Raw genomic sequence first — 21,443 nt, forward strand, 5'->3', positions numbered from 1 at the left:
GCGCACGACGACGAGCTACCTCACCGTCCCGTTCGTCCCGGTGCCGATTCCCATTCAGGTACCCGTGGCGCCCTGACGGTTGAATCGATTACTGCGCAACGTCTTTCGTGCTGCGTCGTTCGAATCGCTCGGCGAGCCGTTGCAGGGTCGCGGTCATACCCTTCTCCAGATGGGAGCGGCGATCCCGTGCCCCCGAGATGTCCTGCAAGAACACCACTGCCCGCATCTGCGGCTGATGCTTGCGCATCGTCTCGGTCACCAGCGTGCCGCCGTCGACGTCGGCGAACGTGTACCGCCAGTGCGTGTCCGAGGGGGCGTCGGTGAGGAACTCGAACGAGGCACCGGGGATGTTCTCGGTGACCGTGGCCGTCATCGACCAGCGGTACAGCGGGCCGATGCGGTTGCGCCCGACGAACCGCCTGCCGGGCGAGATCCAGCGAGCGTCGATGGTCTCCGGGCTCAGCTCGCCCATGTGCGACACGTCGCTGACGAAGGCGTGCAACTGCTCCCGAGGTGCGTCGATGACGCGTGAGACGCTCACCTGCAGAGCCGGTGGGCTCAATTCGGCGATCAGTCGGCGCGCCAGCTTCTCCGAGGACTGCGGGTTCTGCCCGGTGTAGAGGTTGCCGTCGACGACGACGTACGGCCGCAGCGGCAGGACGCCCTTGCTGTAGTCGACGCCCAGCTCGAACAGCCGGTCCTCGAGCAGCCACGGCGCCTTGCGCGCGAAACGGTTGAGGCCCTCCTCGCGATTGGACAGACCCGTCATGCGTCGGCCCGCGAACGGCGACGGCGCATCGCCCGCCTCGGTGGCCAGCACCGCGGCGGGAGCGTGGCAGAGCAGCGCCAACGGCGCGTTGGAACGCAGGCGCCGACTCAGCAGCGCGCCCGAGGTGGCGTCGTAGGCCAGGTCCTCCATCGGCCCGTGCCCGCCGGGGTAGAAGACCAGGTCGAAGGTCGTGGCGTCGACGCGGTCCAGCGGAACCGGGGTGCGCAGCTGATCCGCGGTGGAGTCCAGGTAACGGGCGATCGCCCGGCGCTTCCACGGCATGCCACCGGCGACGCCCATGCTGAGCTGGTCCATCGTCGGGGCCCTGCCGCCGGGCGTCGCGATGGTGACGTTCCAGCCGGCGTCGCGGAAGATGCTGTGCGGAACGGCGACCTCCTCGGCCCAGAACCCGGTGGGATGCCGGGTGCCGTCGGTGAGTGTCCAGTGGTCGGCGGCCGAGATCACCATGAGAACGTCGGTCATGCTCCTCCTTCGTCCAGGGTGCAGATCCGGGGGTTTCCCCGATTCCTCCGGGGGTCGGCTCCGCCTATCTTTAGCAGCACCGGCTCGATCGGCTGCGGAGGGGACAGCCGATCGGGCCGTCCCTCATACCGGCAGGTGCTCGACGTTGCGCGGATGGTGGCAGGCCGCCGCATGGCCGGTCGTATAGGACACCAACGCCGGCTCATCGGTCGCGCAGATCTCCGTTCCCCAGGGGCAGCGGGTGTGAAAGCGGCACCCCGGCGGGGGATTCGACGGACTCGGCACGTCGCCCTCGAGCACCACCCGCTCGCGCGCCTCGTTGCGGCGAGGATCCGGGATGGGGACTGCGGAGAGCAAGGCGTTCGAATACGGGTGGACGGGCCGCTCGTACAGGTCGTCGGTGCCCGAACTCTCGACCACCTTGCCCAGATACATCACCGCGACGCGGTCCGACACATGCCGCACCACCCCGAGGTCGTGGGCGACGAACAGATACGACAGCCCGAACTCGGCCTGTAAGTCCTTGAGCAGATTGACGATCTGCGCCTGCACCGACACATCGAGCGCGGACACCGGTTCGTCCGCGACGATCAGCTTGGGTTGCAGCGCCAGCGCCCGCGCGATGCCGATGCGCTGGCGCTGTCCCCCGGAGAACTCGTGCGGGAAGCGGTTGTAGTGCTCAGGTCGCAGACCGACCCGGTCCAGCAGATCCTGCACACGGCGCTTGAGCTCGGCGCCGCTGGCCAGACCGTGCAGGTCCGTCGGATCCCCGACGATCTGCCCGATCCGCTTACGCGGGTTCAACGATGCGTAGGGGTCCTGGAAGATCATCTGCATCTGACGCCGCAGTGGCCGCAGCTCGCGCCGCGACAGCCCGACCAGTTCACGGCCGAGGAACCGCACCGACCCCGACGTGGGTGGGGTCAGCTGCAGAATGGTCCGGCACAGCGTGGACTTGCCACAGCCGGACTCACCCACCAGGCCGAGCGTCTCGCCCTGGTTCAGCGTCAGACTCACGCCGTCGACGGCGCGTACTTGTCCCACCTCGCGTTCGATGACGATGCCCGAGCGGATCGGGAAGTGCTTGACCACGTCGGTGACCTCGAGCAGCGGTTCGGTCATGAGCGCACCCGCACTTTCTCCTCGAGGTCCAGCCAGCAGCGGTCCAGGTGACCCGCGGATTCGGTCGGCGCGAGATCGGGTGGGTGTGCGCACCGGTCGAACTCGAACGCGCACCGCGGGGCGAACCGGCATCCCGGCGGCGGATCGAGCAGCGACGGCGGCTGGCCCGGTATCTGGGCGAGCCGCTCGCCACGGGGGCGGTCCAGCCGGGCCAACGACCCGAGCAGTCCCCAGGTGTAGGGGTGCTGCGGCGTGTAGAAGATGTCGTCGAGGCTGCCGTCCTCGACGATCTGACCCGCGTACATCACCACCACCCGGTCGGCCACCTCGGCGACGACGCCCAGGTCGTGGGTGATCAGCACGACCGCCAGATCGCGCTCGGCGTTGAGATCGGCGATCAGCCGCAGGATCTGGGCCTGCACCGTGACGTCCAGTGCGGTCGTCGGCTCGTCGGCGATCAGAACCGCCGGTTCCAGGGCCAGTGCCATCGCGATCATCACCCGCTGACGCATGCCGCCGGAGAACTCGTGCGGATAGCTGCGCACCCGCCCCTCGGGGTTGGGGATGCCCACCGAGCCCAGCAGTTCCACCGCCCGCTGCTGCGCCTCGCGCTTGGAGACGTCGCGGTGCGCGCGGATCATCTCGGCGATCTGATCGCCGACGCGGTACACCGGGTTCAGCGACGACATCGGATCCTGGAACACCATGGCGATCTCCTCGCCGCGGATGCCGCGCAACCCGTCGTCGTCGAGGCCGATGAGTTCTTGTCCGCGGTAGGTCACCGAGCCGGTGATCCGGCTGTTCGCCGACCGGGTCAGACCCGTCAGGGTCTGCGCCGTGACGCTCTTGCCACAGCCGGATTCCCCGACGATGGCCAGGATCTCACCGGGCGCCAGCGAGAACGACACCCCGTCGACCGCCTGCACGACGCCGTCCTCGGTGGCGAAACTGACGCGCAGGTCGTCGACGCTCAGCAGTGCGTCGCTCATTGGCCCTCGATTCGCTCGCAAGCGTCGCTCTTCTGCTGTTGATTCGCTCCGCAAGCGTCGCTCATGCCGGTGCCGCCTCTCCCAGCCTGATTCTCGGATCCAGCACCGCATAGGCGATGTCGACGAGCGTGTTGAACAGCACGATGAAGAAGGCTCCGAACATGGTGACCGCCATCAGCGGCGGCAGGTCCAGGCTGCGGATCGCCTCACCGGCGTAGAGTCCGACGCCGTCGAGGTTGTACACCGTCTCGGTCAAAATGGCACCGCCGCCCACGACCATCCCGAAATCCAGCCCGAACAGCGTGACGATCGGAATCATCGAGTTGCGCAGCACATGCCGGACCCGCACCTGACGCTCGCTGAGGCCCTTGGCCCGTGCGGTGCGCACATAGTCCTCGTTCATCGCGTCGAGCATGTTCGACCGCAGGACCCGGCTGTAGAAGCCGATGAACAACACCGCCAGCGTGAACCACGGCAGCACAAGGTGATACGCCCAGTCCAGCGGATCCTCGGTGAGCGGTACATAACTGCCCGTCGGGAACAGCTCGATCTTGTAGGTGAAGAAGTACAGCAGGATCGCCGCCAGCCAGAACACCGGCATCGAAATGCCGACCAGCGACAGGATGCTCAGCGCGCGATCGCCGAACCGGCCGGCGTGCACCGCGCTCAGATACCCGAACAGCACCGCCAGCGTCATCCAGATCACCGCCGCGCCGATGCACAGCGAGAACGTCGCCGGCAAGCCGTGCCAGATCTGCTCGCCCACATTGCGATCGCTTGCATACGAGGTGAGCTCGCCGGTGAAGATCTGTTTCATCATCGTCAGGTACTGCACGGGCAGCGGCCGGTCCAGTCCCAGGTCGGCGTTGACCCGGGCGATGAGGTCCGGATCCGCGTTCTTGCCGGCGATGCGGGCGGCCGGGTCCGAGTTGGGCACCACGTTGAAGATGAGGAACACGATGACCGAGATCGCGAAGAGCACCGCGACCATCCCCAGTATCCGCCGGGCGACGAACCGCGCCATCAGTGCTCCAACCGGATTCGGGCCTTGGGATCGAGCGCGTCGCGCAGCCCGTCCCCGAACACGTTGAGCGCCAGCACGGTGATCACGATCAACAGGCCCGGCACGATCGTCAGATGCGGTGCGGTGTAGATCAACTGGTAGCCGTCGGCGATCATGGTGCCCCACGAGGCGTTCGGGGGCCGCACGCCGGCGCCGAGGAAGGACAGTGCCGACTCCAGCAACATGTTGTTGGCGATGTTGAGCGTGAAGAACACGATGATCGTCGAGATGATGTTGGGCAGCAGCTCACCGACCATGATCCGCAGGGGCCCCATGCCTTGGGCGACCGCGGCCTCGACGAACTCCTTCTCCCGCAGCGCGAGGATCTCCCCGCGCAGTGGTCTGGCCATGTAGGGCACGTACACCAGACCGATGATCAGGATCGGGATCCAGATCGAATCCCCGGCGATGGCAACGAAACCCAGCTTCAGACCACCGACGGCCAGCGCGGTGCCCAACGCGATGCCGAGCAGCAGCACCGGAAACGCCCAGATGACGTCGAGGATCCGCGACAGCACCGCGTCGATCCAGCCGCGGTAATAGCCGGCCAGCAGCGCGACGATGACCGCCAGCACCGTGGTGACCACTGCCGCGGCCACCCCGATGTAGATGGAGGTGCGGCCGCCGTAGAGCAGACGCACCATGACGTCACGGCCGTTCTGATCGGCGCCGAGCAGATAGCGCCCGTGCAGCCCGGGGCCCAGCGGGGTGCCGTCCGGCGCGACGACGTCGGTCTCGACGCCGTCGATCAGCACCGTGTCGGTGATGTGGTTGTCGTTGGGCCCGGTCTGCGCGACGTAGTGCGCCCACAGTGGCGCCGCCAGGCAGCACAGCACGAGTACGACGAACAGGACTCCACAGGCCAGCGCAACCTTGTTGCGGCGCAATCGAAGCCACGCCAGATACCACGGATTGCGGCCCTGGATGTGTTCTCGGGGCACCCCGACGGGCAGCGGCGGCTCGTCGGGGACCTCGACCTCGGGAACAGATGCGACCATCAGGGACGCCGCGCTACTTCACCGCGAACGACGTGAAGTCCTGCTTGAACAGAAGATGTTGATAGGACTTGTCGAAGTCCATCCGCTCCGACAGGAATGTGGTGAACTGCTCGTTTCCGTAAGGCGCCCACACCGCCTGTTCCATGTAGGCCTTGTCCAGATCGGCGTACTGCTGCTCGACCCCCTCATCGGTGATCTGCTTGGTCAGCAGCTCGTCCATCTTCGCGTCGTTCTGCGGGATGTTCGCGCGCGACAGGTTGTTTCCGTTGGTCGGCAGGATGCTCGCCCCGTTGAGCAGCGGCCGGAAGAAATCGTCCGGGTGGGGGAAGTCCTGGAACCAGTCGGCGAAGCCGGTGTCCACGTCGGGGGTGGACTGGTTGCCGATCGTCGTCCAGTACACGTCGCCGGCGATCACCTTGAGCGTCGCGTTGAACCCCAGCTGGGTGAGTAGGTCGTGGTAGTACTCGCCGATCCGCTTACGGTCGGGCTCGTCGTCCGTCCACACCGTGATGTCCCGGTCGGCCGGATTGGCCTCGGCGATCAGCTGTTTGGCCTTGTTCATGTCCGGACCGGGGTAGAGCTTGTACTCCTGGTAACCCGGCATCCCCGGCGGGAGGATCTGCTGGCTCGGGTGCATCCGCCCGCCGAAGATCCGGTTCAGCGCTTCCGGATCGATCGCGTAGTTGATCGCCTGCCGGACCTTCAGATCGTTGAACGGCGCCTTCTCGGTGTTCATGAAGAAGTAGTAGGTGTTGATCGAGTCTTCCATCCGGAAGCGGTCGGCATAGCGCTGCTTGACTTCCTGCAGCCGATCCGACGGCACCGGGTCCAGCATGAAGTCGACCTTGTTCTGCGCGATGTCGGTGACCTGCGCGCTCTGATTCTTGTTCTCCACCAACGTGATCGTGTCGACGTTGGCGTCGACCACCTCGCTGGCGCCCGCGTCCTTGACGGTCTTGAACTGCGGATTGCGCTCCATCGTCAGCGTGCGGGGCGCGTCGACCTTGCTGATCATGAAGGGCCCGCTGGCCGGCGGCGGGTTGTTGGTGGTGTCGCCGTCCAGCTTCGTGGTGGGCGGTACGGGCGCGGCGAACATCAGGCCGAGCAGATTCTCGAACGTGCCGTTCGGGCCGGTCAGTTGGATCGTGATGTCGCCGGTGTTGTCGTCGGTGGTGATGCCGCTGATCGTGTCGGACTTGCCGTCGGCGTACTCCTTGGCCCCGACGATCACGTCATAGAAGACGGAGCCGCCCGAATCCGCCTTGAAGAGGCGCTTGATCGCATAGGTGAAGTCGGAGGCCTTGATCGGGGTGCCGTCGGAGTACTTCATGTTCTGCCGCAGCTTGAGCTTGTAGGTCTTTCCGTCCGGGGAGATCTCGGGCATCGCCTCGGCCAGGCCGGGGACCACCTTCGTGCCGTCCTCGCCCTTGACGTGCTTGTACGTCAGCAGCGGGGTGTAGACGTTCCACAGCACCTCCCAGCCCTCGACCGTGTAGGACAACTGGGGATCGACGTAGTCGGGGAACGACGTCGCCGCGACGGTGACGTCACCGCCACCGCCACCGCCGCCTCCGCCGCCGGATCCACCGGAGCCGCTGTCCTTGCCGCACGCGGCCAGCCCGAAGGCGGCCAGCGCGACAATGCAGACGATCGCGAGTGTGTTTCGAGCCGTGCGCACGGTGCTCACAACGTTCCCCTCTACTGTGATCGGACGGCGAGACCCGCACGACGGTGCACTTTGTCCGGGCCCTCAAGCATTTTTCAGAAATTTTTCCGTTCGGCAACTCGTGTTCACAGAAAACATGCCGACCGTGGTGCTGGAGTCACAATAGTGCGGTGCCAGTGGAACGGAACACGAAAGTCGCAATCGTCGGGATGGGCAGCGTCGGGACGGCGATCGCCTACGCGTGCCTGATCCGCGGATCTGCCGGTGCGCTGGCCCTGTTCGACGTCAACGCCGCCAAGGTGCGTGCCGAGGTGCTCGACCTCAACCACGGCAGCCAGTTCGTCCCGCACTGCCGGATCTCGGGTTCCGACGACATCGCGGTGACCGCCGGCTCGGCGGTCGTGATCGTGACCGCGGGTGCGAAGCAGAAGCCCGGGCAGAGCCGCCTGGATCTGGCCGCGGCGAATGTGGCGATGGCGCAGAGCCTCACGCCGCAGTTGCTCGAGCATTCGCCGGACGCGGTGATCCTGTTCGTCACCAATCCGGTCGACGTCGTGACGTTCGCGGCGACGAAGGCGGTGGACGCCGCCCCGGGGCATGTGTTCGGATCGGGAACGGTGTTGGACTCCAGTCGTTTTCGCTACCTGATCGCCGAGCAGGCGGACCTGGCGGTGGGAAACGTGCACGGGCTCATCATCGGTGAGCACGGAGACTCCGAGATTTCGCTGTGGTCGAGCGTGTCCATCGGCGGAGTGCCGGCCGAGCAATTTCGTCGCGACGGCGTGGCGGTGTTCGACGAGCAGACGCGTGGCCGCATCTCCTCGGAGGTGATCAACGCGGCATACGAGATCATCGCCGGCAAGGGTGCGACCAACCTCGCGATCGGCCTGTCCACCGCCCGCATCGTCGAGGCGATCCTCGGGGACCAGCACCGTGTCCTGCCGGTGTCGACGGTGCAACGCGGCGCGTACGGCATCGAGGGCGTGGCGTTGTCACTGCCCACCGTGGTGTCCGCGCACGGTGCCGGACAGGTCCTCGAGGTGCCGCTGGCGGTGTCGGAATTGCTCGGCCTGCAGAGGTCGGCCGCGACGCTGCGTGATGTCCAGGCGGCGTTGGGAATGTAACGGCTGAGGCCAGTGGTGCTCGTGGTGCGATTTGTTGCCGAAAGTTTCCCTTCTGGGTGTGTTTTCGTGATGTGTCCGCTTAGGGTGCTGACGTGGGCAGGCACTCACAGGTTCGACGGCGGCGATCGCCGTCAGTCGTGCTGACCGCCGTGGGTGTACCCGCGGTGGTGTTGCTGGCCGCGGGCGCCGACGCTCAACGCCCCGTCGAGAAGCCGGCCGCCGCCGTGGTGGCCGAGGCGCCGCCCTGCTGCATGGAGCTGGTGGCTCCCGCGCCCGCCGCGTTCTCGGCGGGCAGTGCCGCCGGGGGCCGGGTCGAATGGGTGGCGAGTTCGCGCGCGTCGGTCCGCGAAGCGCGGGCACTGCCGGCGGGTGACGCACCCGAGCAGGGCCTGCAGGTGAAGACGATCCTCGTCGCCCGCGCCGTCAGCGCGATCTTCCCGGAGATCCAGAGCATCGGCGGCGTGCGCCCCGACGCGCTGCGCTGGCATCCCGACGGCTTGGCGATCGACGTGATGATCCCGAATCCCGGCACGGCCGAGGGGATCGCCCTGGGCAATCAGATCGTCGCGTTCGCGCTGAAGAACGCCGACCGCTTCGCGCTGCAGGACTGCATCTGGCGCGGGACCTATTTCACGCCGGGCGGTGCGCGCGCCGGAGGCTACGGACACTACGACCACGTGCACATCACCACGAAGGGTGGCGGCTACCCCACCGGCAGCGAGGTCTACTACCGCTGAGGGGCCGCGCGCCGCGCGAAACCCGGCGCGCGTTCCGGTCGCACGCCCACTCCCACCAGATAGGCCGGAATCGCCGACAGCCACGGCGCCCGTTCCACCAGCCGGATCAGCCCTGCCGGCGGCCCGGATACCCGGTCGCCACGGACGACGGGACCGAGCAGACGGGCGTCCAATTGCCGCTGCAGCGCCTGCGTCAGCACGGTCGCCAGCAGGCGCCGCCGACGGACCGCGTCCAGATCCCGGCTCGTCACCGCACCGCGACGCAGCTTGTCGGCGAGCAGTCGCGCCGTCGCCACGCCGTCCTGCACGGCGACGTTGATGCCGACTCCGCCGGCCGGTGACATCGCGTGGGCGGCGTCACCGATGCACAGCAGTCCGTCAGTGTGCCAGCGGCGCAGGCGGTTCAGCTTCACGTCGAGGTGCTTGACGTCGTCGAGGGTGCTGATCGCCTCGACGGTGTCACCGGCTTCGGGCAGCAGTTCGAGCACGTCGGCGTGGAAGGCGGCCAGCCCGCGTGCCCGCAGTCGCGCATCGGATCCCTTCGGGATCAGGAGCGCGATCTGCAGGTACCCCTCCCGCGGGATGACGACCATGGCCTTGCCGGAGGCGATGCGGGGGAACAGGCTGAAGTCGGCCTCGTCGGCATTGCGGGGCAACCGGAACCACCACGCGTCGAAACTGACCGGGAACTCGCGTACCGAGAGCCCGGCGGCCTGCCGGACGAGGGACCCGCGGCCGTCACATCCGACGGTCAGATCGGCGCGGATCTCGTTCTCGCCGAGTGTATCCCGATACCGCACTCCGGTGATTCGGCCGTGGTCGCGCAGGAGACCGGTGACCTCGCTGTCCAGTCGCAGGGTGAAGGTGGGCTCGGCGGCGCCGGCCTCGGCGAGCAGGTTGAGCAGATCCCACTGCGGCACCATCGCCACGTACCGGTGGGGGAGGCGCAGGCGTTCGAAGTCGACCATCGTGACGGGGTGCCCCGGAGCCACGTCGATGGTGAACTGCCGCAGTCTGCTCTGCGGCAGCGCATCGAAAGCGGGCCACAGCCCGAGGTCGTCGAGGAGCCGCAGGGTGCTGGGATGCACTGTGTCACCGCGGAAATCGCGCAGGAAGTCGCCGTGCTTCTCGAAGACGGTGACGTGCACACCGGCACGGGCCAGCAGCAGGCCGAGCACCATCCCGGCCGGCCCGCCGCCGACAACGGCGCAGGTGGTCTTCTCGATCATCCCCTCATGGTGGCTCACGTACCGGGCCGGTGGGGCCGGAATTCGATGGCGCTCGCGATTTCGCCGGCGTACCGTTCTGCCGGCCGGGTGATGTGAGCCGGACGCTGGTCGGTTACCACTGAATGGAAAGGTTGCGGGTTCGAGTCCCGTCCGCCCCACCACGGGGCGGTAGCTCAACTGGGTAGAGCGCTGAACCCGATCGGTTTCTTCACACGCTCACATCGCCTGGCGCACACTGCTTCCCGATATCGACGGCGAAAGGAGGAGCCCCATGGACATCTTGAAGACGGTCAGGCTGCGGTGGACGCCGCAGTCCCGTGCCGCCAGGCCCGAGCAGATCCGCAATGCTGCCGGCGGCTACACCTTCGCGGTCGATGACTGGGCTCGCCTGCGCCGGTTCCTCACGCTGGGCACCGACAACGGCACGTTCTACACGTCCGACCGCGAGTTGACCTCTGACAACGTCGATGTGGTGCTCCGCCTGACCGTCACCGATCCGATCGGTCTCGTGGAGCAGATCGTCGAGGTCTCTGAGGCCGGTCGGGCGCCGAGGCAGAATCCCGCCCTGTTCGCGCTCGCGATCGCGGCTTCCGGCGACGATGTCGACGGCCGTCGCGCGGCACTGGCCGCGTTGCCGCGGGTGGCGCGAACCGCCACCGCGCTGTTCCTGTTCGCCGACTATGTCGAGCAGTTCCGCGGGTGGGGCCGGACCCTGCGCCGCGGTGTGGGGCAGTGGTACACCGACATGCCCGTCGATCGGCTGGCCTACCAGCTGGTCAAGTATCGGCAGCGTGGCGGCTGGACCCACCGCGACCTGCTCCGGCTGGCCAGCCCGTCCGCGGTGACGGATCCGGCTCGTCGGCTCGCGCTCAACTGGGCGGTCGGCAAGGGACTCAACGACTATCGCGAGCCGGCGGTGCGGCTGACGGACGTCGAGTTGGCCGCAGGGCAGCGCAGCGCCGTGCGGCCGAAGCTGCCGCGCGCCGAGGCGGTGCCCGACGAGCTGGCGATCATCGCCGACTTCGAGGACGCACAGGCGGCCTCGACGCCGCAGCGCTGGGTCGAGATCATCGGCCGCGGTCACGGACTGTCCTGGGAGATGCTGCCGACCGCGGCGCTGGCCGAGCCTGCGGTGTGGGAGGCGCTCATTGCCGGCGGTATGCCGCAGACGGCGCTGATGCGTCAGCTGCCGCGGTTAACCAAGCTCGGGCTGCTCGCAGGCGAGGTCGGTGACACGGTGGCCGAGCAGCTGGCGGACCCTCGCGCGCTCGAGCGGGCGCGTGTCCACCCGGTCAATGTGCTGGTGGCGCAACGCACGTACGCGTCGGGCCGCGGTGTCCAGGGCGCGGGCAGGTGGGTCCCGCTGCCGCGCATCGCCGATGCGCTGGACGCGGCGTTCTATGCGGCGTACGGAGCGGTACGACCGGCCCACAAGCGCACCCTGCTGGCGCTCGACATCTCGGGTTCGATGGCCTCGTTCGTATCGGGTCTTCCCGTGACGTGCCGGGAGGCATCGGCTGCCCTGGCACTGGTTACCGCGGCCACCGAGTCGCGGCACCGGATCGTCGGATTCACCGCCGGCCGCGGGGGCTTCTCGAACCCCGCGATCCGTGATCTGGACATCGGCCGCCGTCGTCGTCTCGACGACGTGTGCCGGTACACCGCCGGGATCCCGATGGGCGCCACCGACTGCGCGCTGCCGATGGTCTGGGCGCGCGAGAACCGGGTCGAGGTCGACACGTTCCACATCTACACCGATAACGAGACGTGGTACGGCTCGATCCACCCGCACGAGGCGCTGAACCGGTACCGCCAGACGATGGGAATCGATGCGCGGCTGGTCGTCGTGGCGATGACCGCCACCGGACATTCGATCGCGGACCCCGACGACCCGAGGCAGCTCGACATCTCCGGTTTCGACTCGGCGGTGCCGACCCTGTTGTCGGACTTCTCCCGCGGCGACATCTAGTCAGGCGGTCAGAACTTGAGATAACCGCCGTCGATGCGCAGCACGTCGGCGGTGTGGTAGCTGCTCGCCGGGCTGGCGAGGTACACCGCCACACCGGCGACGTCGTCGCCGCTGCCCCACCGGCGCGCCGGAACCCGGGGCAGCACGCGGGACCGGAAGCGCTCGTCGGCCAGGCCCTCCGAGGTCATCTCGGTGTCGAACCACCCGGGAGCGACGGTGTTCGCGCGGATGCCGTGCCGGGCCAGTTCGACGGCCAGACTGTCCATCAGCGCGGTCACCCCCGCCTTCGAGGCGGCATACGCCGGTTGGCGGGGCATGCCCTGGAAGGCGCCGAGACTCGAGACCCCGACCAGGCTGCCGCCCCGTCCGGCTGCGATCATCTGCCGGGCCGCCTCGCGCAGCGTGACGAACACGCCGTCGAGGTCGACCGCGGTGACCGACCGGAACTCGGCCAGCGAGGTGTCCAGCGTCGGGGTGAAGGTGCCGCGCACTCCGGCGTTCGCGAAACACGAATCGAGAGAACCGCATTCGTCGCGGACGTGCGCCATGGTCGCCGTCACGGCCGGTTCGTCGGTGACGTCGCACGGAATCGCGAGCACCGGCCCACCGTGCGCGCGCAGCGAGGCCGCGGCGGTCTCGAGGCGTTCGGGGTTGCGGCCGAGGATGGCCACCGACGCGCCGGCGCGGGCCAGGCCGTGGGCCATCCCCAGCCCGATGCCCGAGCCGCCGCCGGTGACGACGCTGACATGACCGGTGAGATCGAAGGGGTTCGGAGTCACCGTGTGACCCTACGTGGTGACCGGCCCCCGATCGGGTGGTGGCCGCTCAGATCCGAGTCCCCGCAGGATCGCCGCCGATGCGCTGGGTGAGCCACACCGGCACGATCGCGATCAGTGTCAGTGCGGCGGCGACCACGTTGATCACCGGAGCCTGGTTGGGCCGGAACAGATTGCCGAAGATCCAGATCGGCAGTGTCTGAACGGTGGGGCCCGCCGTGAACGTCGTGACCACGACCTCGTCGAAGCTCAGCGCGAACGCCAGGATGGCGCCGGCCACCAGCGCGCCACGCATCATCGGCAACGTCACGAACCGGAACGTCTGCCACGACGAGGCTCCCAGGTCGGCAGAGGCGTCCTCCAGGCTCGTTCCGAGCCGGCGCAGCCGCGCCTGAGTGTTGTTGAACACGATGACGATACAGAACGTGGCGTGCCCGACGATCACGGTCGCCAACCCGAGCGTGACGCCGAGCGCCGAGGTGAACGTCGCGTTCAACGCGATGCCGGTGACGATGCCGGGCAGCGTGATCGGCAGCACCACAAGCAGATTCACGGTCTGCTTACCGAAGAACTCGTAGCGCTGCACGGCGAACGCGGCCATGGTGCCCAGGACCAGTGCGACGGCCGTGGCGGCCAGGCCCACGACCACCGAGTTGCCCAGTGAGGTCCACATGCCGTCGCTGGCCAGCGCGGTGCGCCACCACTGCAGCGTGAACCCGCTCGGCGGGAACGCGAACGTCTTCGACGCGTTGAAAGCGTTCACCACCACCAGGGCCAGCGGTGCGTAGATGAAGATCAGCACCAGCACCGTCCACACCCGCGTGGTGCCGCGCATCCGTGACGAGAGCATCTACACGTTCTCCAATGCACCGGTGCGCCGCATCGCGAACAGATACAGCAGGATCGCCGTCAACGGGATCAGCGACAAGGCCGCGGCCATCGGCTGATTGTTCGCCGTGACGAGCTGGCCGTAGATGATGTTGCCCAGCAGCTGCGTCTTCCCGCCGACGATGGTCACCGCGATGTAGTCACCAAGCGACAGCGAGAACGTGAAGATCGACCCGGCCGCCACACCCGGGAACACCATCGGCGCCACCACCAGCCGCAGCGTCGTCAGATCCGAGGCGCCCAGATCCGAGCTGGCGTCCACCAGCGAGTCGGGCACCCGCTGGAACGCGGCGAACACCGGAATCACCATGTACGGCAACCACAGATAGGTCAGCGTGATCACCGTGGCCGTCAGCCCGTAGCCCGGCGAGTACCCGGTCGCCCAGTGCAGCGGGCCCTCCGGCGACAGCAGCATCCGCCACGCGTAGGCCTTCACCAGGTAGCTCGCCCACAGCGGTGTGGTCACCGCGACCACCAGCGCGATCCGCAACGCCGGCGACGCCACCTTGGCCATGTAGAGCGCCAGCGGCACGGCCAGCACCGCACACATCACCGTGACCGTCAGCGCCACGCCCACGGTGCGCAGCGTGGTGGTGCGGAACACCTCCTCGGTGACCACCCGGACCAGATTGTCGGTGGTGAAGGTGCGCACCACCGCCCCGGTGAAGCTGCTCCTGCTCCAGAACGCCGAGACCATCAGGACCGCAAGGGATCCCAGATAGGCGACGATCAGCCACGCCAGGGGCGGGACGAGCAGGAAGGCCAGCGTCACCCGGTGCCGCAGACGCGGCGCAGCGGGCATCAGCCTTTGATCTCCTGCCACTTGTCGACCCACTGGTCGTAGCTGGTGCAGTTGTCGCCGCTGCCGTCCACGCACTTGGTCTGCGGGGTGGTCCAGTAGTGGATCTGCGCCGCGTACTGCTCATCGGTCGCGTGGTAGGTCGCGCAGTGCGCCTTGTCCGCGGTCAGGTCACACGACTTCGTCTGGGCGGGTGCCTCGCCGAAGTACTCGGCCACCTGCGCGTTGGCTTCTGGCGAGATGATGTAGTTCATCCACTTGTACATGCAGTTCGGATGGGCGGCCTTGGCCGAGAGCATCCACGTGTCCGACCAGCCGGTGGCGCCCTCCTTCGGGAGCACCGTCTTGATCGGCACCTTGTTGTCGGCCTGGATCGTGTTGGCGATGACCTGCCACGTGGTGCCGATCGCCGTGGTGCCGGACTCGAAGCCCTGCACCTCCTTGGTGTAATCGGACCAGTACTCGCCGATGTTCTCCTTCTGCTGCTTGAGCAGATCCACTGCGGCATCGAGTTGTTCGGTAGTCAGCGCGTAGGGGTCCTTGATGCCCAGATCGGGCTTCGTCTTGGACAGGTACAGCGCGGCGTCGGCGATGTAGATCGGCGAATCGTAGGCGGTGACCTTGCCTTTGAGCTCCGGCGCGCCGGGGAACACCGCGCCCCAGCTGTCCGGCGCGCCCTTGACGATGTCGGTGTTGTACATCAGCAGGTTCGCGCCCCAGCCGTGCGGGATGCCGTACATCTGCCCGTTGACCGAGTTCCACGGTTTGTCCTTGAGGAACGGCACCACGGTCGCGTAGTTCGGCACCAGATCGGTGTTCACCGGGGCGACGTCACCGGCGTAGATCAGCCGCAGCGTGGCGTCCCCTGACGCAGACACGCCGTCGTACTGTCCGGTGCGCATCAGTTGGACCATCTCGTCGGAGGTGTTGCCGATCTTGACGTTGACCTTGCAGCCGGTCTGCTGTTCGAACGGCGTCACCCAGTTGACCTTGGGGTCGTTGGAACCGTTCTCCGCGTATCCCGGCCACGCGATCAGGTTCAGCTGACCTTCGCCGTCACCGACCGCGCTCGCGGGCTCCATCGAGGGTGGACCTTCCGACGACCCGCCGGAGTCGCTCGAACTCGAACACCCGGAGAGCAACAGGGCGCCGGTGGCCAGCACGGCGCCCACACGGCGGATCGGATCTTTCATGAGTCCTCCTCGGATTCGGTCGACAGGGCGCTGAGATCGCGGACGGCGGTGTCAGGCCACGCCAGGATGACGCGGGTGCCGTGGGTCAGGGCGGTGGACGCTTCCGCGGAGAGCAGGGTCGCGGTCAGCCGCACCGGGCCGGGCAGGCCGTCGGTGCCGGTGACCGTCGCGGCGACGCGGGTGATCGGCCCGGCGTAGACCACCTCGGCCACTTCGGCCGTGACGCTGCGCTGACCGGCCGGAGCGGGTGCGGCGGGGTCGAGCACTGCGATGCGCTCGGGCCGGATCGCGAAGGTTCCCGGCCTGCCGAGCACGGCCCGCGCGCTGTCACCGTCGAGGACGTTGGAGGTGCCGACGAAGTCGGCGACGAACCGGTTCGCCGGGTGTTCGTAGACCTCGCGGGCCGCCCCGATCTGCTCGATGCGTCCCTCGTTGAGCACGACCAGCCGGTCGCACAGGGTCAGGGCCTCGTCCTGGTCGTGGGTGACGATCACGAACGTGATGCCGACCTCGCGCTGGATGGCCTTGAGCTCCACTTGCATCTGTTCGCGCAGTTTCAGGTCCAGCGCTCCCAGTGGTTCGTCGAGCAGCAGCACGCGGGGACGCCCGACCAGCGCACGCGCCAGCGCCACGCGCTGCTGCTGACCGCCGGAGAGCTCCGCGGGCTTGCGGGCCGCGTGCCCGGTGAGCTGGACCATCTCCAAGGCCTCGGTGGCGCGGCGGCGCCGCTCGGCCTTACCGACGCCGCGGACCCGCAGCCCGTACTCGACGTTCTGCGTGACGGTCATATGCGGGAACAGGGCGTACTGCTGGAACACCGTGTTGGTGTCGCGGCGGGCGGGCGGCAGCGCGGTGACGTCGCGGCCGCCCAGTTTGATGGTGCCGGCGGTGGGCTGCTCGAAGCCGGCGATCATCCGCAGCAGGGTGGTCTTACCCGATCCGGACGGGCCCAGAATCGCGAACAGCTCGCCGTCGGCGATCGCCAGGTCGGCGCCCTCGACCGCCACCACCGGGTGCCGCGAATCGCCGAACTCCTTGCGGACGCCGATCAGTTCGATCTGCGCGACGGCGGCGTCGTCGTCTGCGCCCGCGCCTCGCCTCGACACGGCCGTTCCGGATGGCATGCAGGCATCCTAGGAATTTCGTTGCCGAAGCGCAGTTCAAGTACGAATTTAGTTGCGCACGCGGTCGGTGACCGTGCGCTTCCGTGGCAGCCGAGTCAGCTGATCGACTCTCGGAAGTCGATCGCCTCCTGGCCTGCCTGCGTCCACTCGGCCATGTCGACGACCGGATGGATCTGGAACTCGTTGAACGGTGAGAACTTGGCGGTGCCGTTCAGGAGTTCGGCCGGGTCGTCGGTTTCCACGATGGCGTATCCGCCGCCGGCGTCGATGCGGCCGACGAACTGATGGAAGGTGGTGCCGGCGGGCGGCTGCCACTTCGAGAAGAGCGCGAGGGCCCGACGCAGGGACTCCTCATTGTCCTTCCCTGATGCGCCGAGACGTGACGTCCAGGTCATGGCGTACTTCATGGGATCCTCCTAGCACGTGGACTGAACCAGATGCCCTCAGTGTCCGCCCGGCGTCACGCGCTCACTCGAGTTTCGGACCGGGCAGTGACCGGTTGTTGAAGCGCGAAAGATGAGGCGGGCAAACGTTTTTTCGCTGCCGGTGCTTACTCCCATGCCACTGACACGGTGGGGTTCGCTACGTCAGAGGTGGCGGGCGGCGGGCGGCTCGAACACGTTGCCCGCCGAGTCGCCGCGCGACTCGGCGGTGAACATCACGCGCCGGATCAGCGGCCCGATCACGGCGTCGAACACCGCCGGAACGAGGCGATAGGCGGCGATCGCGGGCAGGTTGACCCAGCCGATCTGGCGCTCGGTGGACCGGGTCTTCTCGGCGGCGCGCATGATCGCCGCCGCGATGGCGCCCGGGGTGTCCGAGGTGGGTGGCACCCGCGGCGTCTGCTGGTCGAGGTAGTTGCCGGCCGAGGCGTAGACGGGGGTGTCCACCGGCCCGGGGTAGACGCCGTGCACCCGCACCCCGGGCAGGTGCCTGTTCTCCTGCCGCAGTGCTCGGACCAGTCCACAGATCGCGAATTTGCTTGCCACATAAGCGGATTGATAGGGAACGGCGGTGACGCCGAGTAGGGAACCGACGAGCACGAGCTGCCCGGTGCCGCGGTCCTGGAAATGGATGAGCGCCGACCGCGCCACATTGGCCGCGCCGAGAAGATTGGTGCTGATGATCGCGTCGAAGACGTCGGGTGGCAGGTCCTCGAAGCGGCCGAACGCAGTGGTCGCCGCGCACTGTGCTGCCACGTCGACCCGACCGAACGTCTCGATCGCCCGGTCGAACAGGTCCCGGACCTGGGCGGCGGCGCCGATGTCGGTCGGTACGACCACGACAGCGTCGGCGCCCGCCACGCGGCACTCGTCGGCGACCTCGCGCAGCGCACCGTCGGAGCGGGCGGCGAGCACCAGGCGCGCGCCCCGGGCGCTGTAGCGCAGCGCCGTCTCGCGGCCGATGCCGCTGGAGGCGCCGGTGATCACCACGACCCTCGCGTCGTGCCGGCTGTCTGTCATGGCTTGACCTCTCCGATAACCGATTCCGTGGTCCGTCTGCGTTCGGCGATCCCGAGGACGCCGAGAACGGCGGCGGTCGCCGCCGATGGCCAGCCGCCGCGCAGACCGGTGAGCACCGCGGCGCCGACGGCTAGCGGGGCGAGCACGGCGACCGGGTCGCGGCGTCGCTCGCGCACCCGCTCGAGGGCTGCGGGGGTGCCGGACACGAGGTTGGCGGCGACGACGCTGCCGTAGAGCAGGCCGGGCCGCCGGCGTCGCCGCGCGCCCGTCGCGGCCATCACACACCACAGCAGCAGCGACATGTCATGCACCCGCTCCGCCGGTGTCCTGCCGTCGGAGGGCGCACCGTCGGACGCGCCGAGTGCCGGGCTGGTGCCGGTGGCGCCGTCGGCGAGGCCCTCGATGAGTTCGCGCGCGGCGCCGGTCGAGGTGCGTGCCGGTCGCCAGCCCAACTCGTCGCGCGCCTTCGACGTGTCCATCACGGGGGAGCGGGTGGCGACGTCGTACCAGCCGGGCGTCACCGCCACGACGCGCAGCCGGTGCAGTGCCACGACGGCCGACCTCATCCAGCGCGGATCCACCCGTACCGGGCGCGCCCCGACGAGCCCGGCCAACGCGGCGCCGTGCAGCGCGTCGGCGGCGATGTTGAAGGAGCCCCGTGCCTGTCGGCGCATCAGCCGGACCACCGCGTCGCCGACGTCGTCGGCATGCACGAACTGCAGCGCCAGCCCGTCCGGCAGGGGCAGCAGCGGAAGCGCCCGCCGGCGCAGCACTTCCAGTGCGGCGCGCGGGATGAGCGGGCCGAGGTAGAGCGCGCGGATCTCGAAGGCGGCGTGTCGCTGGACCACCACGGTCGGGCGGAAACGGGAGATCACCGTGTCGGGATGGTCGCGTTCGAACGCATCGAGCAACCCTTCGACGACCACCTTGTGTCTGCTGTAGGTCGAGGTGGACTGCCCGGACGTCGACCACGTCTCCGGCACGGGCACCGCCGATCCGCTCGGCGCGTAGATGCCGAGGCTCGACGCGTACACCAGGTGCCGCACACCGGCGGCCGCCATCGCGTCCAGTACCGCCTGTGTTCCAACGACATTCGCCCGGTACAGATAGTCTTCGTCGTCGACGGGCTGAACGGCCAGCGCGAGATGGATGACGACGTCCACCCCGCGCATGGCCGTGGTCAACCGGGTGGTCGCGTCGGGCGCCGACAGGTCCACCGGGCACCACTGCACCGCCTCGTAGATCCGCCCGCGTGTCGGGGGCCGCCGGCAGACCCCGACGAGGTCGGCATCCGGTTCCTGGCGCAGGAGTTCGCGCAGCACCCCCGCGCCGACGTTGCCGGAGGCTCCGGTGATGAGGATGCGCCGCCGCTCGTCCATGGGCAGGGCATACACCGTGGCAGATGCCCGAAACACACACGCAGGCAGCAAAATTCTTACGGATTCGACATCACTGGCCTGGCGGGCGCACCGAAGAGGTCGCCGCGGGGGCGCTGCGCCGCGTACTGTCCTGAATCGTGCCCCGCAGCGGTCCCGTCTCCGGCCGGTGGGTGCTGCTGGCCACCGTGCTGGGTTCGGCGATGGTGATGATCGACGGCACGGTCGTCAACGTGGCGCTGCCAAACATCGGGGCCGATCTCGGTTCTGGCTTCGGCGGGCTGCAGTGGACCATCAACGCCTACACGCTGTCCCTCGCGTCGCTCATCCTGCTCGGCGGATCGTTCGGTGATCACTTCGGCCGGCGCCGGGTGTTTCTCATCGGGGTGGTGTGGTTCGCGGTCGCGTCGGTGGCGTGCGGACTGGCGCCGAACACCGAGGCGCTGATCGCGGCCCGCGCTCTCCAGGGTGTCGGCGGAGCGCTCCTCACTCCGGGCAGTCTCGCGCTGATCTCGGCGTCGTTCCGGGGCCCCGACCGGGCCGCCGCGATCGGCGCCTGGTCCGGGCTGGGGGGTATCGCGGGCGCGATCGGGCCGTTCGTCGGTGGCTTCCTCGTCGAATGGAGTTGGCGCGCCGTCTTTCTCATCAATGTGCCGCTGGCGGCGGTGGTCATCACGGTGACCGCGCTGCACGTCCCCGAAAGTCGTGACGACGAATCGCCGCCCGGACTCGACGCGGCCGGCGCGGTGCTCACCGCTGTCGGACTCGGAACGCTCACCTACGGACTGACGCGGTGGGGCAACGACGGTGCGGACACCGTCGTCGCGGTGGCGGTGTGCGCGGGGGTGCTGGCCCTGTCGGCCTTCGTCGTCGTCGAGCGATGGTCGCCGCACCCGCTGATCCCCCCGCGGCTGTTCTCCGACAGCACGTTTCGGGTCGCCAATATCATCACCCTGCTGATCTACGGGGCGCTCGGCGCGGCGTTCCTGTTGCTGGTGCTCCAGCTGCAGACCGTGGCCGGGTTCAGCCCGGTCGCGGCGGGCACGGCACTGCTGCCGTTCACGCTGGTGATGCTGCTGTTCTCGGCGCGGGCCGGGGCGTGGTCGGCGCGGATCGGACCGCGGGTGCCGATGACCGTGGGCCCGCTGATCGCCGGGGCCGGTTTGATGCTGATGAGCCGCATCGGCCCGGATGCGTCCTGGTTGGTCGACGTGCTGCCGGCGGCGCTGGTGTTCGGTGCCGGCATGGTGCTGGTGGTCGCGCCGCTGACGACCGCGGTGCTCGACGCCGCACCGCAGAGCATGGCCGGATCGGCCTCAGGAGTGAACAACGCGGTGGCCCGCGTCGGTGGTCTGCTGGCGGTGGCCGTCCTACCGGGAATCGCGGGGATCAGCGGCGCGGACTACGCCGACCCGGCGGCATTCGACCGGGGTTTCCGGCTGGCCGTCACCATCGCCGCCGCTCTGATGGTCCTCGCGTCGGCGACCGCGGCGGTAGGTATGCGACGTCGTCCGGATCCGGTCCACCACGAGGACCGGATCCGGATCGACGAATGCCGGCACTGTGCGATCAACGGGCCGCCGATGCACCCCGCCGAGACGCACGACCAGTGAGCTGTTAGCCGGCGGGAACGCCGCCGGCCCCGACGCCATGCGGCGGCGGATCGAACTGCAGC

Annotated in this window: 19 protein-coding genes and 1 pseudogene; 4 read left to right on the forward strand and 16 right to left on the reverse strand. The window is 68.4% G+C overall.

Features of this window, described 5'->3' with window-relative positions:
* Window positions 1-88: 88 nt before the first annotated feature.
* The 7 genes and pseudogenes from MCHUDSM44219_RS31330 to MCHUDSM44219_RS23995 form a co-directional block, all read right to left on the reverse strand.
* Complete coding sequence (locus tag MCHUDSM44219_RS31330; RefSeq protein ID WP_236695575.1) at window positions 89-541, reverse strand: SRPBCC family protein; 453 nt, start codon at window positions 539-541, stop codon at window positions 89-91.
* A gap of 18 nt (window positions 542-559) precedes the next feature.
* Window positions 560-1,252 (reverse strand): annotated as a pseudogene (locus tag MCHUDSM44219_RS31335) (type 1 glutamine amidotransferase domain-containing protein); the annotation flags it as partial.
* A gap of 123 nt (window positions 1,253-1,375) precedes the next feature.
* Window positions 1,376-2,374, reverse strand: a complete 999-nt coding sequence (locus tag MCHUDSM44219_RS23975) for an ABC transporter ATP-binding protein (RefSeq protein ID WP_048420771.1) — start codon at window positions 2,372-2,374, stop codon at window positions 1,376-1,378.
* Window positions 2,371-3,363 (reverse strand): ABC transporter ATP-binding protein, encoded by a 993-nt coding sequence (locus tag MCHUDSM44219_RS23980; protein ID WP_048420772.1) that lies wholly within the window; start codon window positions 3,361-3,363, stop codon window positions 2,371-2,373. The genes MCHUDSM44219_RS23975 and MCHUDSM44219_RS23980 overlap by 4 nt, the downstream gene beginning before the upstream one ends.
* Window positions 3,364-3,424: 61 nt before the next feature.
* Window positions 3,425-4,387: an ABC transporter permease gene (locus MCHUDSM44219_RS23985; protein WP_048420773.1), complete on the reverse strand. Its 963-nt coding sequence runs from the start codon at window positions 4,385-4,387 to the stop codon at window positions 3,425-3,427.
* The gene (locus tag MCHUDSM44219_RS23990; RefSeq protein WP_201778174.1) at window positions 4,387-5,424 is read right to left on the reverse strand and encodes an ABC transporter permease; all 1,038 of its coding nucleotides are present in this window, start codon (window positions 5,422-5,424) and stop codon (window positions 4,387-4,389) included. The genes MCHUDSM44219_RS23985 and MCHUDSM44219_RS23990 overlap by 1 nt, the downstream gene beginning before the upstream one ends.
* A gap of 13 nt (window positions 5,425-5,437) precedes the next feature.
* Window positions 5,438-7,102 carry an ABC transporter substrate-binding protein gene (locus MCHUDSM44219_RS23995; protein WP_048420796.1) on the reverse strand — a complete coding sequence of 555 codons (1,665 nt, stop codon included), beginning with the start codon at window positions 7,100-7,102 and terminating at the stop codon, window positions 5,438-5,440.
* Window positions 7,103-7,260: 158 nt separating this feature from the next.
* Between MCHUDSM44219_RS23995 and MCHUDSM44219_RS24000 the strand changes: the two genes are divergently transcribed.
* On the forward strand, window positions 7,261-8,214 hold the full coding sequence (locus MCHUDSM44219_RS24000; RefSeq protein ID WP_048420774.1) for an L-lactate dehydrogenase: 954 nt from the start codon (window positions 7,261-7,263) through the stop codon (window positions 8,212-8,214).
* Between the two features lie 92 nt (window positions 8,215-8,306).
* A complete protein-coding gene (locus tag MCHUDSM44219_RS24005; protein WP_048420775.1) occupies window positions 8,307-8,951 on the forward strand; it encodes a VldE C-terminal domain-containing protein in 645 nt (214 codons plus the stop codon).
* Here MCHUDSM44219_RS24005 and MCHUDSM44219_RS24010 read toward each other — a convergent pair.
* Window positions 8,942-10,180 carry an FAD-dependent oxidoreductase gene (locus MCHUDSM44219_RS24010; RefSeq protein WP_048420776.1) on the reverse strand — a complete coding sequence of 413 codons (1,239 nt, stop codon included), beginning with the start codon at window positions 10,178-10,180 and terminating at the stop codon, window positions 8,942-8,944. The genes MCHUDSM44219_RS24005 and MCHUDSM44219_RS24010 overlap by 10 nt on opposite strands.
* A 271-nt stretch (window positions 10,181-10,451) precedes the next feature.
* Here MCHUDSM44219_RS24010 and MCHUDSM44219_RS24015 point away from each other — a divergent pair, with 271 nt between their 5' ends.
* On the forward strand, window positions 10,452-12,149 hold the full coding sequence (locus MCHUDSM44219_RS24015; protein ID WP_048420777.1) for a TROVE domain-containing protein: 1,698 nt from the start codon (window positions 10,452-10,454) through the stop codon (window positions 12,147-12,149).
* A gap of 8 nt (window positions 12,150-12,157) precedes the next feature.
* Here MCHUDSM44219_RS24015 and MCHUDSM44219_RS24020 read toward each other — a convergent pair whose 3' ends face one another.
* The 8 genes from MCHUDSM44219_RS24020 to MCHUDSM44219_RS24055 all read right to left on the reverse strand — a co-directional run bounded on the left by MCHUDSM44219_RS24020 (window position 12,158) and on the right by MCHUDSM44219_RS24055 (window position 19,771).
* Complete coding sequence (locus MCHUDSM44219_RS24020) at window positions 12,158-12,928, reverse strand: SDR family NAD(P)-dependent oxidoreductase (protein WP_048420778.1); 771 nt, start codon at window positions 12,926-12,928, stop codon at window positions 12,158-12,160.
* 46 nt (window positions 12,929-12,974) lie between these two features.
* Entirely contained in the window at window positions 12,975-13,775 is an 801-nt protein-coding gene (locus MCHUDSM44219_RS24025; RefSeq protein WP_048420779.1) for an ABC transporter permease, read from the reverse strand.
* Entirely contained in the window at window positions 13,776-14,615 is an 840-nt protein-coding gene (locus MCHUDSM44219_RS24030) for an ABC transporter permease (RefSeq protein ID WP_048420780.1), read from the reverse strand.
* Window positions 14,615-15,805 carry an ABC transporter substrate-binding protein gene (locus MCHUDSM44219_RS24035; protein ID WP_048420781.1) on the reverse strand — a complete coding sequence of 397 codons (1,191 nt, stop codon included), beginning with the start codon at window positions 15,803-15,805 and terminating at the stop codon, window positions 14,615-14,617. The genes MCHUDSM44219_RS24030 and MCHUDSM44219_RS24035 overlap by 1 nt, the downstream gene beginning before the upstream one ends.
* Window positions 15,802-16,929 carry an ABC transporter ATP-binding protein gene (locus MCHUDSM44219_RS24040; protein WP_048420782.1) on the reverse strand — a complete coding sequence of 376 codons (1,128 nt, stop codon included), beginning with the start codon at window positions 16,927-16,929 and terminating at the stop codon, window positions 15,802-15,804. The genes MCHUDSM44219_RS24035 and MCHUDSM44219_RS24040 overlap by 4 nt, the downstream gene beginning before the upstream one ends.
* Before the next feature lie 95 nt (window positions 16,930-17,024).
* Entirely contained in the window at window positions 17,025-17,336 is a 312-nt protein-coding gene (locus MCHUDSM44219_RS24045) for a DUF3303 domain-containing protein (protein ID WP_048420783.1), read from the reverse strand.
* Between the two features lie 180 nt (window positions 17,337-17,516).
* Window positions 17,517-18,392 carry an SDR family NAD(P)-dependent oxidoreductase gene (locus MCHUDSM44219_RS24050; protein WP_048420784.1) on the reverse strand — a complete coding sequence of 292 codons (876 nt, stop codon included), beginning with the start codon at window positions 18,390-18,392 and terminating at the stop codon, window positions 17,517-17,519.
* Window positions 18,389-19,771 (reverse strand): NAD-dependent epimerase/dehydratase family protein, encoded by a 1,383-nt coding sequence (locus MCHUDSM44219_RS24055; protein WP_048420785.1) that lies wholly within the window; start codon window positions 19,769-19,771, stop codon window positions 18,389-18,391. The genes MCHUDSM44219_RS24050 and MCHUDSM44219_RS24055 overlap by 4 nt, the downstream gene beginning before the upstream one ends.
* 137 nt (window positions 19,772-19,908) lie before the next feature.
* On the opposite strand from MCHUDSM44219_RS24055, the gene MCHUDSM44219_RS24060 reads away from it, so the two are divergent.
* On the forward strand, window positions 19,909-21,381 hold the full coding sequence (locus tag MCHUDSM44219_RS24060) for an MFS transporter (protein ID WP_269084101.1): 1,473 nt from the start codon (window positions 19,909-19,911) through the stop codon (window positions 21,379-21,381).
* The last annotated feature ends 62 nt before the right edge of the window (window positions 21,382-21,443 follow it).

This window comes from Mycolicibacterium chubuense (assembly GCF_001044255.1).
Lineage (GTDB): Bacteria > Actinomycetota > Actinomycetes > Mycobacteriales > Mycobacteriaceae > Mycobacterium > Mycobacterium chubuense.